Genomic DNA, 16830 nt, shown 5'->3' with positions numbered 1-16830 from the left:
TTATGGCATTGGCGCAAATCATTCAGGATGCTTGGAATGCACAGGCAAAGTGGCTGATGGTGCTGCGTCCTTTGTCATGCTTGTATCGTTTAGGTTTTGTCAGCAATCGCTGGCTGTACCAGAAAGGGATTAAGACAAGCTATAGTGCTCCGATTCCGGTCATGGTGATTGGCAATATCACTGTCGGTGGTAGTGGTAAAACCCCTTTACTGATTCATCTGGTTGATTATTTAACTCAACAAGGTGTAAAAGTTGGGGTGATTAGTCGTGGTTATGGCGGCAAAGGTCCATTTCCGGCTTATGTGGATTTTAATACCTTGCCTGAGGTCGTCGGTGATGAGCCTACCTTGATTGTACAGGCGACGGGCGTGCCGATGGCCGTAGGGCCAAACCGGCAAAAAAGTATTGAACTGTTACTGCAAAGACATCAGCTGGATCTGATTATTTGTGATGATGGTTTGCAGCACTGGGCTTTAAATCGTCAGATTGAATGGATTGTACTGGACAATAATCGCGGTCTGGGCAACCAAAAACTGCTTCCGGAAGGCTATCTGCGTGAACCGGTGACACGCTTGGAAACAGGAACGGTAATTGAACATTCGGCAAGCCCAAGTTCTGAGCTGCATATGCATCTGGCTGCATCACAGCCTTATCTACTCAATCAAGACAACAATAAAATCTTCGATTCTCAGTCGGCTTTTTATGCCGTGGTGGGAATCGGTTTTCCGCAACGCTTTTATCAGACCCTGAAAAATCTGGGCATAGAACAATTCCAATGTCATGAATTTCCCGATCATCATGATTATGACATTGAGGATCTACAGTTTGATGATGCCAATCCGATCATTACCACGGAAAAAGACGCAGTCAAGATTATGGCATTACTGAAACAATATCCCGATTTTAAGCAGGATATCTGGGTGGTGCCAGTCGATGCAGTATTATCGCCAGCCTGCTATACGGTCTTGCAGCAACAGTTACAACAATACGGTATTCAAATTTCTTAAGGCTTATTCAGTATGAAACACATTGTTATTCCTGCACGTTTTGCCAGTTCACGTTTGCCGGGTAAACCCTTGCTGGACATTCATGGTCGTCCCATGATTCTGCGTGTGGTGGATCAAGCCAAAAAAGTACAAGGTTTTGATGATTTGTGTGTGGCGACCGATGATCAGCGTATTGCTGAGGTTTGTCGTGCCGAAGGTGTTGATGTGGTGATGACTTCGGTGGATCATCCTTCTGGGACAGACCGCCTCAGTGAAGTAGCGCGGATCAAAGGCTGGGACAGTCACGATATTATTGTCAATGTGCAGGGTGATGAGCCTTTATTGCCGGCACAACTGGTGAAACAGGTGGCACAACTTCTAGAAGATCAACCGGATTCTTCGATGTCGACGCTATGTGAGCCGATTCATCAACTAGACGAATTTAAGCGTGACAGCATTGTTAAAGTGGTGATGTCCAAACATAATCAAGCTTTGTATTTTAGCCGTGCCACCATTCCTTATGACCGTGATGGCGCGAAACTGGCTGAAGCAAAACTGCATAATCAGGCCTATCGTCATTTAGGTTTATATGCTTACCGTGTAAAACTGCTTCAAGAATATGTCACTTGGGAGATGGGGGGTCTGGAAAAACTGGAATCCCTAGAGCAATTGCGGGTACTGGAAAATGGTCACCGTATTGCGATTGCCGTGGCTGAAGCCAATTTGCCACCGGGTGTGGATACTCAAGAAGATCTGGATCGATTGAATCAAATGGATCTTTCTCATTTTGCTTAAGAAGAGTTGAATACATGCCTTTTGATGTCAATGCACAGATTTATCCATGGCAGCAGCAGGTTTGGGAAACGCTGACCGGACGTTTTCCCAAGCTTGGGCATGGTTTATTGTTTTATGGCAAAAAAGGCTGTGGCAAGGAAGCATTTAGCCAGCAGTTTCTGGCTTGGGTCTTGTGTCTGAATCGGCAGTCTTCTGGTGCATGTGGTGAATGTGGCAGTTGCCAATGGCTCAAGGCCGACACGCATCCCAATTATGTGCATATCAGCACCGACGAAGACAATAAAAAACAGAATGCCAAAATCAAGATTGAAAAGATTCGTGATCTGTTGCCTTTTGTGCAGCAGACCGTCGATGGCTGGCGAGTGATTGTAATTGAGCCTGCGGAAGCCTTAAATATCTCCTCTGCCAATGCTTTATTGAAAACGCTGGAAGAACCCGGTGACAATACGGTCATTATTTTGCTGGCAGATCATTATTTAAAATTGCCTGCAACGATACGGAGTCGCTTGCAGCATTTTGCCTTAGACCGGATTTCCGCAGAACAATTTAGTGATTATGTTCAGGCACAGTTGCCAGATGCGGGTACTAGCCAGCAACAGTTATTGATGAACCTGTCCAATCAGATGCCCTTACAAGCACTCGAGGTTGCACAAAGTTCATGGCTGCCACTGCGTCAGGAATTCCTGCAAGACTGGCAAAAACTGGTGATGCAAAAAAATATGCCGCTTGCAATTGCGACCAAATGGAACAAAAGCCTGAGCTTTGGTGAATTTGCTCCCATGTTTGAATACTTGTTGTCCGATTTAATTTGTGTCAAGCTCAATCAAACGGTGAAAAACATTGATCTTGAGTTTAATGTGCTTGCCGAACAATATTCATTAGCAGTACTTTTTAAAATTTATGAAGATTTTCAGCGTTCCAAGCAATATCTCGAGCAGAATGTTCAAAGCAATCTGGTGATCGATGAGCTGTTTATCAAGCTGATGAATCTTTAATTAAGGGGAAATCATATGCAACCACGTATGGGCGGTATTATTCAGGCCAATATTCCTGATATTGAAACACTGTTTGCCAGCTATATGCCTTATGTATGGGGTGGTGGACTGTTTATTCCGTCCAAGCAGCCGGTCAAGCTGGGTGAAGAAGTTTTTGTATTGACCACTTTGCCTGAACAGACCCAGAAAATTCCTTTAACCGGTAAAGTGATCTGGGTCTCGCAAAAGCAGAATGGCATCAAGCCACAAGGCTTTGGCATCCAGTTAAGCGGTGAAAAGGGTGTTTATTTCAAAAATGAAGCAGATCGTCTGGTTGCAGGTCTTAAATCTGAAGGGCGTAAAAGTTACACTATGTAGTTCATTTAGCTGTGGTAGGAACGCATTGTGTTTGTAGATACCCATTGTCATTTAACGATGCTGGATTTAACGCCGTATAACGGTGATCTGGATCAGGCACTCGCACAGGCCCGTGAAGCGGGTGTATCCAGATTCATGAGTATCTCGGTCGATCTGGATGATCATATCGCGCTGGCGAAAATTGCCGCGCGTCACCCGGATGTCGGTTATACCGTCGGGGTACATCCTTGCGAAGATGCTGCAACTATGGCGCGTGCCACGACTGAATATCTGGTCGAGCTGGCACAACCAGAAAAAGTCTGGGCGCTCGGTGAAACCGGTCTGGATTATTATCACAGTACAGATTTTGTCGAAGAACAAAAAGCCTGCTTTGCCCGTCATATCCATGCTTCGCAAATCACTAAGAAACCGGTGGTGGTACATACCCGTGCTGCCAAGCATGATACCGTGGATATTATCCGTGCGGAAAAATCCACGCATGGCATCTTGCATTGCTTTACTGAAGATTGGGAAACTGCCAAAGCGGTTTTAGACTGCGGTTATTATGTCTCATTTTCCGGGATTATCTCGTTTAAAAATGCCCAGGATCTGCGTGATGTGGCCAAACAGGTTCCGCTGGATCGTGTACTGATTGAAACCGATAGTCCTTATCTTGCGCCGATGCCATATCGTGGCAAATCTAACGAACCTAAATACGTTCCTTATGTAGCCAAAGCGCTTTGTGATGTATATGATAAGTCGCTAGAAGAAATGGCTTCTATCACAAAGCAGAACTTTGAAAATCTTCTAAATTTAAAGTAAATAAAGTTATATAAAGTACAAGAGAGTTTATAGGGTGAAGATGGATCGTCAGGCTCAGTTTCGAGCAAGAGAAACCTTGATTTTTCAAGTCGCAGAGCAGCTCCTGCTGGAAAATGGTGAAGCAGGAATGACGCTAGATGCGCTTGCTGCTGAACTTGATCTGGCCAAAGGGACACTCTATAAACATTTTCAGAGTAAAGATGAACTGTATATGTTGCTGATTATCCGTAATGAGCGCATGTTGCTGGAAATGATTCAGGATAGTGATAAAGCTTTTCCTGAACATCTGGCCTTCTTTATGTTGCACCATTTACATCATCCGGAACGTACGGTGCTGTTCCATCAGATTGAAGAACGTCTGTCGACGACTGGCGTGGGAATTCAGCATCTATTCAGTGAACTGTATCAGGTACGCAAACAGCGTTTACGCCTGATCATCCGCATGACAGAAAGTTATCTGGTTTCAATTCATAGCCGCATGTCGGTGCGTGACTATCTGGCGTCGATCTGGTCACTGACCCATGGCGCCGCTGCAATTCTCAATTCCAGTTTTTATCAGCGTTATCTGGGTTCACGCGATACCTTGCGCGTGGCCTATATCGATCAAGCACTGGCTTTGCCAAAGCAGGTGCATTCTGCCGAGCAGTTTGCCTAAGGTTAGAGCTTAGTATGATCAGATCATCTCACAGCGCAGTTCGTGGCTTTACCCTCATCGAATTGATGGTGGTGATTGTGATTATGGGAATCATGGCCTCACTGGTATTGCTGAATACCAATGGTGTCGATCAGCGTAAGGCCATGCAGGCACGCGAGATTTTGTTATTAGACTTGCAGCGGGTCATGCGTGAGGCGAATGACCAGTCCAGAATACTGGCGCTTGATATGCAACCCGCGACCGATGTCTCGCCATTTCGCTATGGGATTGTAGAATATCGTTCAGCAGCGCAGACTGAACAGAACCTGCAAAATGAAAAATGGCAGAGTTATACAGAATTTAAATTACGTAAGCTGCCGGATCATGTGTCTTTTCGGATTCAGGGGCTAGAACAACAGCGTTATGCCCGTGCGCAAAATCGTGATCTGACGCAGGTGAATTCTCCGCAATTGATCTGGCTGGGGAATGGTGAGGTCAAGCCGGTACGGATTCAGTTCTTTTTAGAAGATCGTGAAGTCGGCTCTGCGATTGAGGTGGATCATCTGGGTAAAATCAATGAAATCTAGATCTTTCAAGCAAAGTGTGTGCTCCAGGCTGATCAAACCATTTAAATCGAGTGTTGATCGATTGCATTGTGGGCACTTCGAGCAGAGCTCTTGGTCTTGCGCAGCGGTGAAACAGCATTTCACTCATCGCAGCTCAGGCTTTACCTTGCTGGAAGTTATGGTTGCACTGGCAATTTTCGCCACCGCAGCCATGACGCTGACCAAAGTCGCGATGCAATATACCCAGTCAACCTCGAATGCTATTCTGCGCACCAAAGCACAGTTTGTTGCCCTGAACGAAGTGGCTCAAATGGAAATCAATCAGCAATGGATGGATGGTACGGCCTCCAAACAGCTGACCCAGCAAGGCGAAACCTGGCAAATTGACAAGCGCAGTGAACCGACGATCAGTCCCAATGTGCAGCGTATTGAACTACAGGTCAGTCTGGTCAATCAGGAGACTGGTCAAGTTGCATCCGGGATCAGCAGCTTGATGTTCTTTAATCATCGCATGAACAATACGCCATGAAGCCTAAAGGATTTACCCTGGTCGAATTATTGGTTGCCATTGCAATCTTTGCGGTACTGTCTGCTTTGGGCTGGAAAGTTTTTGATTATATTGTCAAAACCAAAGATCAAAATGCAGTACATGAACAGCGTCTAGGTCAGCTACAGGAAACCTATCAGCAAATTTTACGGGATACGGTACAGGCAGTCCCTTTAACGGCCAATATCAATAGTGATATTCAACCGGCTCTGGTTTTGCAAAATGGCCGTTTTAATTTTAGTAAAACTGGCGTGACTGATCCTCTGGAGGAGGGTATTTCGCCAGATGAACGCATTGAATATCAGTATCGGGCCGATGAACAAAAACTGTATCGACTGAAATATCGCAACCTGAATCAGACCGGTCGTGATCAACCTGAATCCAGTATTTTATTATCGGACGTTGAGCAATTTCAGGTTGTGGTGCTGAATCCAAATGAACTCACACAGTGGCCTGATTCTTCTATGGATTTAAATCAGCTAGAGCAGAAACAGCGCTTGCCCAAAGGCATTAAAATCAATTTAACCGTGAATGGCGTCAGCTATGAGTGGCTGTTTAGTTTATTAAATACGGACTTTTTGCTTGATAATCAGAATACAGGTCAACCCGGCTAAGAATCATAAAAAATGAAAATGAATAAACAGAGGCTGAAGCAGCAGCAGGGCATTGCACTGATTACCATTCTGGTGATGGTGGCATTGGCGACTATTCTGGCAGCCACGATTGCCCAGCGTCAGGCTGCTACTGCTGAAAGTACCGCCTATCTGATGCGGCAAAATCAGTCGCTGATGTATGCCAAAAGTGCCGAAGCCTTTTTTTCTGAATTACTGGTGGATGATGCTGAAAATGCCGCAGAGGTTGATCATCTACAGGAAACCTGGGCGCAGCCGATGCCGGCTTTTCCGGTCGATGACGGCTATGTTTCCGGAATCATCCAGGATGAATCGGGCAAGTTTAATTTAAATAGCCTGATCACTGCTGAAGATAGCGTCAATGAAAATGCCAAAGCATGGTTCGAGCTGATTTTAAAACGTGCAGGTTTGCCAGCGCAGCTCAGTGAAGCCGTAATTGACTGGCAGGATGAAAACGAGCTGGTGAGTGGAGGTATGGGTGCCGAATCTAATTATTATCAAGGCTTACCGAATGCCGCTTTACCACCGAATGCAAAATTTCATAGCGTAGAGGAATTAAAGCTGGTACGTGGTTTTGAAGAAAATAAGTACAAACTGATAGCACCTTATCTGAGTGCTGCACCGATGCAGGAAAGTCCGGTCAATATTAATACAGCATCTGCTTTTCTTTTAGCCAGTATGGATGAAAAACTGGATGTGAATGCGGTACAGCAATTGCTGGATCAGCGACAGGCCAATTTGGAACACTTTTCTAATGTGTCTGAGTTATGGTCACTCGAACCGTTTGCGCAAGTCGATGCTGCCAAGCGTAATCTGTTTAATAGCCTGCTCGGAGTGCAATCCAATTATTTTAAAGCTCAGATCGAAGTGGTCTTGAGTGAACGCAAGCGCCAGTTCAGTAGTGATCTGGTTCGTCAGGACAAACAGGTATATGTGGCTTATCGCAGTATGGAACCCTTTTAGTCAGGGCTTATTCAGTTATACCGTTAGTCTAAATCTGAACAGCAGCTTGATCCCTTTTCCCTATCAGGCTGAACAGCAAAATTAATCCTCAAAGCTGTAGTTTTGCTTTATAATCAAAATCAATTCACCTATTTTTTGACGACATTACGGCATATGTTAATTCGTAAGTTATTTAAGTTTGAGAATGCTCATATTGTGCGTAACTGCACGTCAGATCGCTGTAAGCGTTCAATCCATGGCCATAGTTATAAAGTCGAGCTACTGTTAAAAGCCTCGAAGTTAGATCATGGGCAAATGGTCTATGACTTTGGTCTGCTTAAAGGTGTGATTAAGGATTTCTTTGATTCTTTCGATCATGCGATCTGTTTCTGGCAAAATGACGACCCGGAATATATTCAGGCTTGCAAAACTTTCAGTGCGCGGTGGGTGTCGTTACCGGTATCACCATCGGCAGAGCAGTTTTCACGTATCTTTTTCTTTCTGGCGCAACAAGTGCTGGCATCGACCGTGACTCAAAATGGCGAAGGTGATGTCGAAGTCTATTCTGTGATTATGCATGAAACCGATACCGGTTATGCACAAAGCTTTTTAGAAGATATTCAAAATGAACAGATGGGCATTCTGAGTCTGGATCAAATTGAGTTTTCTGAACAGGTGCAAGCTGAATGGACCGATCCGGACATGTTGAACAAGCTGAAACAGGGCACAGCATTTCATAACCCGACTGTAGATTTACAGGTACAGATTTAAAGTCTGCGTGACTTGAAATCCATTGACATAGATTTAGGATTGAAGAATGTCTTTAAATGAACAGCAACTGGCCAAACTGAATAAGGTTCAGTTGGATGAAAGCTGGAAATATGGATTGAGTGAGTTTTTACTCAGTCCGAAAATGGACGAATTAAAAGCTTTTCTGGTTGAAGAAAAAAAAGCAGATAAAACAATTTATCCTCCCAATCATCTGATTTTTAATGCCTTGAATACCACGCCGCTCGATCGGGTTAAAGTAGTCATTTTAGGGCAAGATCCTTATCATGGCCCGAATCAGGCGCATGGATTAAGCTTTTCGGTGCAAAAAGGGGTTGCATTGCCGCCATCTTTGCGTAATATTTTCCACGAGTTACATGCGGATGTCGGGGTTGAACGACCAAAGCATGGTGACTTGACGCATTGGGCAGAACAGGGTGTGCTTCTGTTAAATGCAGTACTGACCGTAGAAGCAGGTCAGCCGACCTCGCATCAAAAGCGCGGTTGGGAAGAATTCACCGATCACGTCATTGATATTTTAAATGAGCAGCGTGAACATATTGTCTTTATTCTTTGGGGCGCATACGCACAGCGTAAAGGACAGCGCATCAATCAGGACAAGCATCTTGTGTTAAAGGCCGCACATCCATCGCCTTTGGCCGCAAACCGTGGTGGTTTTTTTGGTTGTAAAGTATTTTCAAAATCGAATAACTATCTCAAACAACATGGCATTGAGCCTATAGATTGGCAGCTGGACGCATGACATATTCTCCCCTTAATAAAACTTATCATCCGGATTTGATCGTTGAAGAAGCGCATAATGGCTGGCGTATCGTTCGTTTAAATCGTCCAAAGTCTTTGCATGCTCTGGATGAATCGATTGCTTCTGCACTTTTGGAAGTATTTCAGGATTTTCATACGGATGACAGCGTAAAAGCGATCTGGTTAGATTCAACCACACCGAAAGCATTCTGTGCCGGCGGCGATGTGCGTAAATTACGTCAACTGGTCATTAACGATGAAGTGGCGGCTGCCAATAAGTTTTTTGAACAGGAATATGCGCTGGATCTGTTATTGCATAATTATGCCAAACCGGTTTTGGTCTGGGGTGAAGGTTATGTGATGGGTGGGGGCCTTGGTCTGTTTATGGCGGCACCTTTCCGTTTAGTGACGCCGTATTCGCGTTTGGCGATGCCTGAAATCAATATCGGTTTATATCCCGATGTGGGTGCAACCCGTTTCCTGGCCGATCGGGGCGCGATTGGTTTATTTACCGGCTTGACCGGTTCAATCATGACCGCTGCAGGCGCTTATGGGATTGGCTGGGCAACACATATTTGTGATGCACAGCGTGATTCAGTTTTAGATAAAGTGATTAATATCGACTGGGATCATTATCCTGCAGGTGACTTCCGTGCCATTGATGACACTTTAAATAGTATGCATCGTCCGGTAGGGCCAGGACCACTGCAAAACTCTCTGGATGTGATTCATAGTGTTTGTCGTGGTGTCAACTTCGAGCATGATTATGAATCGATTATCGGTCTCAGTGATGCGCGCAGTGACTGGTTGCGTCAAGCCAGTGAAAATCTGCAAAAAGGTTCACCAACTACAGCTGCATTGACCTGGTTGCTCTGGCAATGGGGTAAACAGGTACATTCCTGGAATGAAATTTTTGAACTGGAAACCCAGATTTCTGACTGGAAAATCCGTCATCATGATTTCGTTGAGGGGGTACGCGCGCGTCTGGTGGATAAAGACCTTTCTCCTGCATGGAAAAAGGGTGCAGATATGAGCTTAAAAGGTATTTTGTCTGCAAACCCTCCGGTGACCAATATTGAAAGCTGGGATGCCTTGCTAAAACAGTATGGTGTGATTTAAGTCTTACATGTCCGAAACACAACTGAGCGATGAATACTGGATGCAGCTTGCCTATGCGCAGGCTGCACTTGCTGCCGCACAGGGCGAAATTCCGGTGGGTGCGATTATTGTTAGTCAGCATCAGATCATTGGTCAGGGCTTTAATGCGCCGATTTCCTTAAATGATCCGACCGCGCATGCCGAGATTGTGGCGCTGCGTGATGCCTGTCAAAATATCCAGAATTATCGACTACCTGACGATGCAGTGCTGTATGTAACCCTTGAGCCGTGCACCATGTGTGTCGGTGCTTTGGTGCATTCACGGGTTTCACGGGTAGTATTTGGCGCATTTGAAGCGAAAGCGGGTTCACTGGTCAGTGCACGTCAATTATTTGAAACGGGCTATTATAATCATGTATTTTCCTTTGAAGCAGGCTGCATGCAGCAGCAATGCTCCGAACAGCTTAGTGCATTTTTCAAGTTGCGTCGTGAGCAGAAGCGGCAACTCAGGTTACAAGAAAAATTATTAAATACGCAGAAATAAATCTACTTTATCGTTAAAATTCCTTAGTTTCGAATCTATAATTTCAGGAAAAATAATGCATAGCATTCAAGTAAAAAAAGAATTTCCGGCATCGATTGATGAAGTCTTTGATTTAATGTCTAAGCATGCCACCTATAATATTGCCTTTGCGCCGATGCAGGTTGAACGAATCAAGGATTCTGCAGATGCTGAACATCCGGATGGACTAGGTTCGGTGCGTGCTATGGGGGTGGGGCCGCTCAAGCCGCTGAAAGAACAGATTACATTGTTTGAGCCGAATGCTCGTATTGAATATCAGATTATTAAAAATCCATTGATCAAGCATCATCTGGGGATTATCGAATTTGAAGCGCTGGCCGATGATAAAACCCTGGTCACCTATACGATTGAATTACAGGCGCGTGCGCCTTTTGTGAGTAAATTAATTCTTGCACAGTTACAGGCAGCGATTAAACTAGGCCTGATGAAACTCGCAAAATCTGTTTAAACAACAACGGGAAAGCAATGACAGTTCAAATTATTACCATTGATGGTCCAAGTGGGTCTGGCAAAGGTACGTTGGCAGCAAAACTGGCTGCACATTATCAGTTTCACTTATTGGATTCTGGCGCGCTCTACCGGCTTTTGGGTTTGTCATTGCATCACCATGATTTACTGGATTCAATGGACATTAAGTTGCCAGAATGCGTACAAATCGCAACAAATCTGGATATCCAGTTTGTCAGTAGCGAAACCGGGGTGCAGGTGTACTTGGATGGCGAAGATGTTTCCCAGACTATTCGAACTGAACGCGTCGGAGAATTTGCTTCAAAAGTTGCTGCAATTCCTGAGCTTAGAACGGCAATGGTTTCACGTCAACATGCTTTTGCACAGGCACCTGGTTTGGTGGCAGATGGCCGCGATATGGCCACAAGTATCTTCCCGCAAGCTCAGGCTAAAATATATTTGACTGCATCGGCTGAATCGCGCGCGCAAAGACGTGTAAAGCAGTTGCAGGGTATGGGGCTGGATGTTAAAATAAACGATATTTTAGCTAATATCATCGCGCGTGATAAACGAGATATGGAACGCACTGTCGCTCCACTCAAGCCTGCCGATGATGCTTACATTATCGATAGTTCAAATTTGAACATTGATGAGGTATTCCAGTTGATGACCACTTATGTGGACCAGCAGTTAGCCAATTAACCTGATTTTATCAGCAAACGCATAGCTTGATCAGTTTTATATGGACTATGTAGATGCTTAATTAAACCGGCCTTGTCTGATCCAAGACCGCTGACTTTATCGGAAATATCATGACCGAATCTTTTGCAGCCCTCTTTGAAGCAAGTGAATTAAACCTCAACGTTGAAAAGGGTGCAGTTATCCAGGGCGTTGTAGTAAGCATTGACTCTGATTGGGTAACTGTTGACACTGGCCTTAAATCTGAAGGCGTTGTTGACCGTGCTGAGTTCTTAAATGAACAGCGCGAACTTGAAGTTCAAGTTGGCGACACTGTAGACGTAGTTGTTGAAGCGCTTGACAACGGTATGGGTCAAACTGTTCTTTCTCGCGAAAAAGCTAAACGCGCTGAGACTTGGACTAAACTTGAAAAAATCTTTGAAGACGGCGAAATCGTTACTGGTGTTATCTCTGGTAAAGTTAAAGGCGGTTTCACTGTTGACATCGGTCCAGTACGTGCGTTCCTTCCAGGTTCTTTAGTTGATACTCGTCCTATTCGTGATACGACTCACCTAGAAGGCAAAGAGTTAGAATTTAAAGTAATCAAACTTGACGCTAAACGTAACAACGTTGTTGTTTCACGTCGTGCTGTTATGGAAGCTGAATCTTCAGCTGACCGTGAAGCTCTTCTTGCTCAGCTTGAAGAAGGTCAAACTGTTACTGGTACAATCAAAAACCTTACTGACTACGGCGCATTCGTTGACCTTGGCGGTATTGACGGTCTTCTTCACATCACTGATATGGCTTGGAAACGCATCAAGCATCCTTCAGAAGTTGTTGAAGTGGGTCAAGAAGTTACTGTTAAAGTACTTAAGTTCGACCGCGAGCGTAACCGTGTTTCTCTAGGTCTTAAACAACTTGGCGAAGATCCATGGTTAGCGATCATGAACCGTTACCCTAAAGGTTCAATCGTTAAAGCGCGCGTAACTAACCTGACTGACTACGGTTGTTTCGCTGAAATCGCTGAAGGCGTTGAAGGTTTAGTACACGTTTCAGAAATGGATCACACGAACAAAAACATCCACCCATCTAAAGTTGTTCAGATCGGTGATGAAGTTGATGTTATGGTTCTTGAAGTTGATGAAGAGCGTCGTCGTATTTCTCTTGGTATCAAACAAACTCGTGCTAACCCATGGGAAGAGTTTGCTAAAGACCACGACAAAGGCGAAAAAGTTTCTGGTACGATCAAATCTATCACTGACTTTGGTATCTTCATCGGTTTACCAGGCGGTATCGACGGTCTAGTTCACTTGTCTGATATTTCTTGGAACGAACAAGGCGAAGAAGCGATTCGTCGTTACAAGAAAGGCGACACTGTTGAAGCGGTTATCCTTTCTGTAGACGCTGAAGGCAACCGTATCAGCCTTGGCATCAAGCAAATGAACAACGATCCGTTCAATGACTTCCTTGCTGCTAACGAACGCGGTGCGTTGGTTAAAGGTACTGTAACTGCAGTTGATGCGAAAGGCGCGACTGTTAAGTTAGCTGACGAAGTTGAAGCGACTCTGAAAGCATCTGAAATCAACCGCGATCGCGTTGAAGATGCAACTAAGTTCCTTGAAGTTGGTCAAGAAGTAGAAGCGAAGATCATCAACGTTGATCGTAAATCTCGCGCAATCAACTTGTCTATCAAAGCGAAAGACGAAGCTGAAGAGAAAGAAGCAGTTGCTAACTTGAAAACAGCGCCAGCTGCTGGTCAAGACAATGGTCCTAAGACGATTGGTGACCTGATCAAAGCTCAAATGGGCAACTAAGTAGACGTTTGAATTGTATTGTTAATGTAAGTTAACTAATACTTTTTATACAAATACTGTAAACGGTAGCGTAGTATTTAATTATTGCGCTACCGTTTTGTATTTAAACAGGTTATTATCGGGAAATAGATCCCAAGTAGCTTGATAATTAAAGAGGTCGCAGATGACTACTGAAGCACTTAATAAGTCTGACTTAATAGAGCGCATTGCATTAAAAAATCCGCATTTGGCCGAGCCTTTAGTGGAAGAAGCGGTTAAAATTATGATTGATCAAATGATAGAAGCTTTATCATCTGACAATCGTATCGAGATTCGCGGATTTGGTAGTTTTGCATTGCATCATCGTGAGCCACGCGTGGGTCGTAACCCTAAAACTGGTAAATCTGTAGAAGTGGCTGCAAAAGCAGTTCCGCACTTTAAGCCAGGTAAGGCCCTTCGTGATGCTGTAAACGAATCTGCAAATAAATAATTGTAAATATTTACGGGGTGTTCATGCGTTACGTTCTGGTCGTTCTTTTATTGGTGCTGTTTGGCTATTCATTGGCTTTGGTTTTGCAAAATGGTACCGAATTGTCCGTGGACTTGTTATTTACTCAAGTTCCTGCAATGCGTCTAGGATTATTGCTGCTCCTTACCCTATCTCTAGGCGTCGTGTTAGGCCTGTTATTGGGCGTTCAAATCTTCCGGGTTTTCCAGACCAATTGGGAAATCAAGCGATTACGTAAAGACATTGAACATCTGCGTAAGGAACAGTTGAATACAGCCAAGTTAATGGCCGCTGAAGCAGCAGCCCATACCCGGCATGAAAAAACTGTATTAGATATTACCAATGAAAATCAAAGCCCATTATAATGGGCTTATTTTTTGCCTATTTGAAGGGATAATCTCTTGAGTATCATTGTTGCACTAGATGCCAAAAGCCAATTTGATGCCTTAGCCATTGCAGAACAGCTAGATCCTGCCTTGTGTCGACTAAAAGTGGGCAAAGAGTTATTTACCCATGAAGGTCCAATCATTGTCAGAGCACTTCAAGACAAAGGTTTTGATGTATTTCTGGATCTGAAATTTCATGATATTCCAAATACGACTGCACAGGCAGTCTGCGCGGCAGCTGATTTGGGTGTATGGATGGTGAATGTACATGCATCTGGTGGCCGAAAAATGATGGAAACCTGTGTGGAGCGTTTACAAGCAGGCAACTATAAAACTCAACTCATTGCTGTGACAGTGCTGACTTCAATGGGTCGTGAAGACCTCAAAGATATTGGTCTGGATATTGAGCCAAATGAGCATGTCAAGCGTCTGGCTCAACTGACCAAAAACAGTGGCCTGGACGGGGTGGTGTGTTCAGCTCAAGAAGCAAAAATGTTACGTGAAACATTAGGCCAAGACTTTGCTTTGGTAACACCCGGTATTCGTCCTGAAGGCTCAAATGCCGATGATCAGAAGCGTATTGTGACACCGAAACAGGCGATGCTGGACGGCTCGACTCATTTGGTGATTGGCCGTCCTATTACCCAGTCTAAGAATATGCGTCAGACTTTAAAAGATATTTTGGCAACGCTTTAATATGGTTTGAATGACAAAAAGCCTTTCAGTCGAAATAATGCCAGTCAGTTAAGCAAAAAAAGTTAAAATGCTGTAAAAAGAGCGTATGTAAATACGCTCTTTTTTTATGAATTTATCTCAGAATCTAGATTTAACATTAAAACAAACCCTACCTTCCCTTTCACAATTCAGTGAATTGATTGATTTAAACTGGATTGAAGATTGCTTAAACCAAACAGGTAAAGCATCAATTTGAAAAAGAAAACTGCCTGCTGAACATGTTGTTTGGCTGGTAATCGGACTTGCTCTATTTCGAAATCAGCCGATTTGGTATGTGGTTCAACAATTGCAACTTGTTTTCGGTACGGCAGAATACTGTGTACCGAGTGCATCCGTACAAGCAAGACAGCGCTTAGGATTAGAACCCATGAGTGCTTTATTTTCGACATTAAGTCAAGCATGGTTTAAAGACTCACAACAACAATATAGCAACTTTCACGGTCTATGCGTTTGTGCTGTAGATGGTGTGGTTTGGTCTATGCCTCATACAGAAGAAAACTTTAAGTACTTTGGTTCATCCAAAGGCAAAACAGCAGCTGCACCTTACCCACAAGTCAGAGCGACTTGCCTGGTGAATACCAATACGCATGAAATGATTGATGCCAAAATGGGCAGTATGGATCAATGTGAATTAACCTTAGCCAGTTAATTAAAAGCACCAGTTCGCAGTATTACCCTATTTGATCGTGCTTACTTCTCTGCTGATTTTTTAGTGAGCTGGCAATCTCAGGCAGAAGAGAGTCATTGGTTGATGCGAGCAAAGGACAATCTGCGTTATGAAGTGATTCATCATAATGCGGCCAATGACTTTCAGATCAAAATGCCTGTTTCAGCAAGAGCAAAAAAGATAAATCCGTCATTGGGTGACTATTGGGAAGCACGTTTAATTGAAGTTGAATACGCAGGAAAAATAAGACGTTACATTACATCATTAACAGATTCTAAAGTTTATCCATTCAAAGACCTTGCAATGCTTTATATCCAGCGTTGGGAAATAGAAATGTGTTATCGGGAAATTAAAAGTGATTTACAGGATGCAAGGATTTTAAGAAGCAAACAACCTGATTTAGTCTATCAAGAATTGTGGGGGTATTTATTGCTTATAATATCTTAAGAAGACAGATGAGGTTTATCGCTGAACATGCAAAGGTGAGTCCTTTAAGGATCAGTTTCCATATTGCATCCATGAGTATTATCAATATCTTAAGGCACACACCTTTGGAATCAGCAGGAAACCTACCCAAACATTTAGCACAATTATTTGAACAATCTAAAATATTTGTATTACCTGAAAAAAGGCAAAGGCAAAGGCAATGTCCGCGAGTAGTGAAAATTAAAGCACAAAAATATCCAAGAAAATGCCAGTCAATTTCTTAACTGACTGGCATTATTTCAGTCGAAAGGCTTTTTTTATATATTGAAAAAATGGTTATAAAATAAAAAGGAAAAATGATGACTTCATCTGAACCACAATTAGAAAAAGAACAGAATGACGTGATTCAAAATGTTCAACAGGCGGAACAGCTTAAGCAACAAGAACAGCAACAACAGCAGGCAAGCTCAGCAGATTGGACAGCGGGGATCGATGTGGTCAGTTTGGCATCTGATGGGCTTTGTTGCACAAACCTAGCATCAAAAGCTTATTCAGCAATATAATTTCAAAATGAATAAGTCTGCCTCTAAAATCTATCGTACAACCAATTGGTCATCCTATAACCGAGCCTTAATTAACCGAGGTAATATTTCCATTTGGTTTGATCCAAAGACTCAGTGGTATGCACAATCACAAGGCAAGCAAGGTCGAAATCAAACCTACT

General features: G+C 43.7%; 21 protein-coding genes and 2 pseudogenes. All 23 read left to right on the top strand.

Annotated elements, in window-relative coordinates; translation table 11 throughout:
* The first annotated feature begins 2 nt into the window (after positions 1–2).
* A complete protein-coding gene (gene lpxK / locus FTU40_RS11780; protein WP_180040969.1) occupies positions 3–1007 on the top strand; it encodes a tetraacyldisaccharide 4'-kinase in 1005 nt (334 codons plus the stop codon).
* A 12-nt stretch (positions 1008–1019) separates the two neighbouring features.
* Positions 1020–1781: a 3-deoxy-manno-octulosonate cytidylyltransferase gene (gene kdsB, locus FTU40_RS11775; RefSeq protein WP_180040967.1), complete on the top strand. Its 762-nt coding sequence runs from the start codon at positions 1020–1022 to the stop codon at positions 1779–1781.
* Between the two features lie 14 nt (positions 1782–1795).
* The gene (locus FTU40_RS11770; RefSeq protein WP_180040965.1) at positions 1796–2776 is read left to right on the top strand and encodes a DNA polymerase III subunit delta' C-terminal domain-containing protein; all 981 of its coding nucleotides are present in this window, start codon (positions 1796–1798) and stop codon (positions 2774–2776) included.
* Positions 2777–2791: 15 nt separating this feature from the next.
* The gene (locus FTU40_RS11765; protein ID WP_005170399.1) at positions 2792–3133 is read left to right on the top strand and encodes a PilZ domain-containing protein; all 342 of its coding nucleotides are present in this window, start codon (positions 2792–2794) and stop codon (positions 3131–3133) included.
* Positions 3134–3160: 27 nt separating this feature from the next.
* Entirely contained in the window at positions 3161–3934 is a 774-nt protein-coding gene (locus FTU40_RS11760; RefSeq protein ID WP_100535277.1) for a TatD family hydrolase, read from the top strand.
* A gap of 40 nt (positions 3935–3974) precedes the next feature.
* Positions 3975–4589: a TetR/AcrR family transcriptional regulator gene (locus FTU40_RS11755; protein WP_004645466.1), complete on the top strand. Its 615-nt coding sequence runs from the start codon at positions 3975–3977 to the stop codon at positions 4587–4589.
* A gap of 14 nt (positions 4590–4603) precedes the next feature.
* Positions 4604–5155, top strand: a complete 552-nt coding sequence (locus FTU40_RS11750; RefSeq protein WP_180040963.1) for a type II secretion system protein — start codon at positions 4604–4606, stop codon at positions 5153–5155.
* Between the two features lie 106 nt (positions 5156–5261).
* The gene (gene gspI / locus FTU40_RS11745) at positions 5262–5663 is read left to right on the top strand and encodes a type II secretion system minor pseudopilin GspI (RefSeq protein ID WP_252721253.1); all 402 of its coding nucleotides are present in this window, start codon (positions 5262–5264) and stop codon (positions 5661–5663) included.
* Positions 5660–6295, top strand: a complete 636-nt coding sequence (gene gspJ, locus FTU40_RS11740) for a type II secretion system minor pseudopilin GspJ (protein WP_005170411.1) — start codon at positions 5660–5662, stop codon at positions 6293–6295. The genes gspI and gspJ overlap by 4 nt, the downstream gene beginning before the upstream one ends.
* Positions 6296–6307: 12 nt before the next feature.
* Positions 6308–7276, top strand: a complete 969-nt coding sequence (gene gspK / locus FTU40_RS11735) for a type II secretion system minor pseudopilin GspK (protein WP_005097322.1) — start codon at positions 6308–6310, stop codon at positions 7274–7276.
* 153 nt (positions 7277–7429) lie between these two features.
* Entirely contained in the window at positions 7430–8026 is a 597-nt protein-coding gene (locus tag FTU40_RS11730) for a 6-carboxytetrahydropterin synthase (RefSeq protein WP_005097321.1), read from the top strand.
* A 46-nt stretch (positions 8027–8072) separates the two neighbouring features.
* On the top strand, positions 8073–8786 hold the full coding sequence (gene ung, locus FTU40_RS11725; protein ID WP_180040961.1) for a uracil-DNA glycosylase: 714 nt from the start codon (positions 8073–8075) through the stop codon (positions 8784–8786).
* Complete coding sequence (locus tag FTU40_RS11720; protein WP_074383249.1) at positions 8783–9904, top strand: enoyl-CoA hydratase/isomerase family protein; 1122 nt, start codon at positions 8783–8785, stop codon at positions 9902–9904. Before ung ends, FTU40_RS11720 begins: the two co-directional genes overlap by 4 nt.
* A gap of 7 nt (positions 9905–9911) precedes the next feature.
* Entirely contained in the window at positions 9912–10427 is a 516-nt protein-coding gene (gene tadA, locus FTU40_RS11715; RefSeq protein WP_180040959.1) for a tRNA adenosine(34) deaminase TadA, read from the top strand.
* 55 nt (positions 10428–10482) lie between these two features.
* Positions 10483–10914 (top strand): SRPBCC family protein, encoded by a 432-nt coding sequence (locus FTU40_RS11710; RefSeq protein WP_180040957.1) that lies wholly within the window; start codon positions 10483–10485, stop codon positions 10912–10914.
* A gap of 17 nt (positions 10915–10931) precedes the next feature.
* The gene (gene cmk, locus FTU40_RS11705) at positions 10932–11615 is read left to right on the top strand and encodes a (d)CMP kinase (protein WP_180040955.1); all 684 of its coding nucleotides are present in this window, start codon (positions 10932–10934) and stop codon (positions 11613–11615) included.
* Between the two features lie 110 nt (positions 11616–11725).
* Positions 11726–13405, top strand: coding sequence for a 30S ribosomal protein S1 (rpsA, locus tag FTU40_RS11700; RefSeq protein ID WP_005097313.1), 1680 nt, complete (start codon positions 11726–11728; stop codon positions 13403–13405).
* A 163-nt stretch (positions 13406–13568) separates the two neighbouring features.
* Positions 13569–13874, top strand: coding sequence for an integration host factor subunit beta (locus FTU40_RS11695; RefSeq protein WP_005097312.1), 306 nt, complete (start codon positions 13569–13571; stop codon positions 13872–13874).
* A 23-nt stretch (positions 13875–13897) separates the two neighbouring features.
* Positions 13898–14257, top strand: a complete 360-nt coding sequence (locus tag FTU40_RS11690) for a lipopolysaccharide assembly protein LapA domain-containing protein (protein WP_074383247.1) — start codon at positions 13898–13900, stop codon at positions 14255–14257.
* Between the two features lie 36 nt (positions 14258–14293).
* Positions 14294–14974, top strand: coding sequence for an orotidine-5'-phosphate decarboxylase (pyrF, locus tag FTU40_RS11685; RefSeq protein ID WP_005097309.1), 681 nt, complete (start codon positions 14294–14296; stop codon positions 14972–14974).
* Positions 14975–15080: 106 nt separating this feature from the next.
* A pseudogene (locus FTU40_RS11680) lies at positions 15081–16390 on the top strand (IS4 family transposase).
* Between the two features lie 75 nt (positions 16391–16465).
* Complete coding sequence (locus FTU40_RS11675) at positions 16466–16669, top strand: hypothetical protein (protein WP_180040953.1); 204 nt, start codon at positions 16466–16468, stop codon at positions 16667–16669.
* Positions 16670–16676: 7 nt separating this feature from the next.
* Positions 16677–16830: pseudogene (locus FTU40_RS11670) on the top strand (IS5/IS1182 family transposase); the annotation flags it as partial.

The sequence above is a fragment of the Acinetobacter sp. YH12100 genome, assembly GCF_013419135.1.
In the GTDB taxonomy this organism is placed as follows: Bacteria; Pseudomonadota; Gammaproteobacteria; order Pseudomonadales; family Moraxellaceae; genus Acinetobacter; species Acinetobacter pseudolwoffii.
The sequence above is the reverse complement of the archived record's forward strand: the minus strand, read 5'-3'. Positions and strand labels throughout refer to the sequence as shown.

Bases quoted from the DNA above. Each gene is read 5' to 3' on its own strand.
- lpxK (WP_180040969.1), top strand. From the start codon at position 3: ATGGCATTGGCGCAAATCATTCAGGATGCTTGGAATGCACAGGCAAAG.
- kdsB (WP_180040967.1), top strand. From the start codon at position 1,020: ATGAAACACATTGTTATTCCTGCACGTTTTGCCAGTTCACGTTTGCCG.
- FTU40_RS11770 (WP_180040965.1), top strand. From the start codon at position 1,796: ATGCCTTTTGATGTCAATGCACAGATTTATCCATGGCAGCAGCAGGTT.
- FTU40_RS11765 (WP_005170399.1), top strand. From the start codon at position 2,792: ATGCAACCACGTATGGGCGGTATTATTCAGGCCAATATTCCTGATATT.
- FTU40_RS11755 (WP_004645466.1), top strand. From the start codon at position 3,975: ATGGATCGTCAGGCTCAGTTTCGAGCAAGAGAAACCTTGATTTTTCAA.
- FTU40_RS11750 (WP_180040963.1), top strand. From the start codon at position 4,604: ATGATCAGATCATCTCACAGCGCAGTTCGTGGCTTTACCCTCATCGAA.
- gspJ (WP_005170411.1), top strand. From the start codon at position 5,660: ATGAAGCCTAAAGGATTTACCCTGGTCGAATTATTGGTTGCCATTGCA.
- gspK (WP_005097322.1), top strand. From the start codon at position 6,308: ATGAAAATGAATAAACAGAGGCTGAAGCAGCAGCAGGGCATTGCACTG.
- FTU40_RS11730 (WP_005097321.1), top strand. From the start codon at position 7,430: ATGTTAATTCGTAAGTTATTTAAGTTTGAGAATGCTCATATTGTGCGT.
- ung (WP_180040961.1), top strand. From the start codon at position 8,073: ATGTCTTTAAATGAACAGCAACTGGCCAAACTGAATAAGGTTCAGTTG.
- FTU40_RS11720 (WP_074383249.1), top strand. From the start codon at position 8,783: ATGACATATTCTCCCCTTAATAAAACTTATCATCCGGATTTGATCGTT.
- tadA (WP_180040959.1), top strand. From the start codon at position 9,912: ATGTCCGAAACACAACTGAGCGATGAATACTGGATGCAGCTTGCCTAT.
- FTU40_RS11710 (WP_180040957.1), top strand. From the start codon at position 10,483: ATGCATAGCATTCAAGTAAAAAAAGAATTTCCGGCATCGATTGATGAA.
- cmk (WP_180040955.1), top strand. From the start codon at position 10,932: ATGACAGTTCAAATTATTACCATTGATGGTCCAAGTGGGTCTGGCAAA.
- rpsA (WP_005097313.1), top strand. From the start codon at position 11,726: ATGACCGAATCTTTTGCAGCCCTCTTTGAAGCAAGTGAATTAAACCTC.
- FTU40_RS11695 (WP_005097312.1), top strand. From the start codon at position 13,569: ATGACTACTGAAGCACTTAATAAGTCTGACTTAATAGAGCGCATTGCA.
- FTU40_RS11690 (WP_074383247.1), top strand. From the start codon at position 13,898: ATGCGTTACGTTCTGGTCGTTCTTTTATTGGTGCTGTTTGGCTATTCA.
- FTU40_RS11675 (WP_180040953.1), top strand. From the start codon at position 16,466: ATGACTTCATCTGAACCACAATTAGAAAAAGAACAGAATGACGTGATT.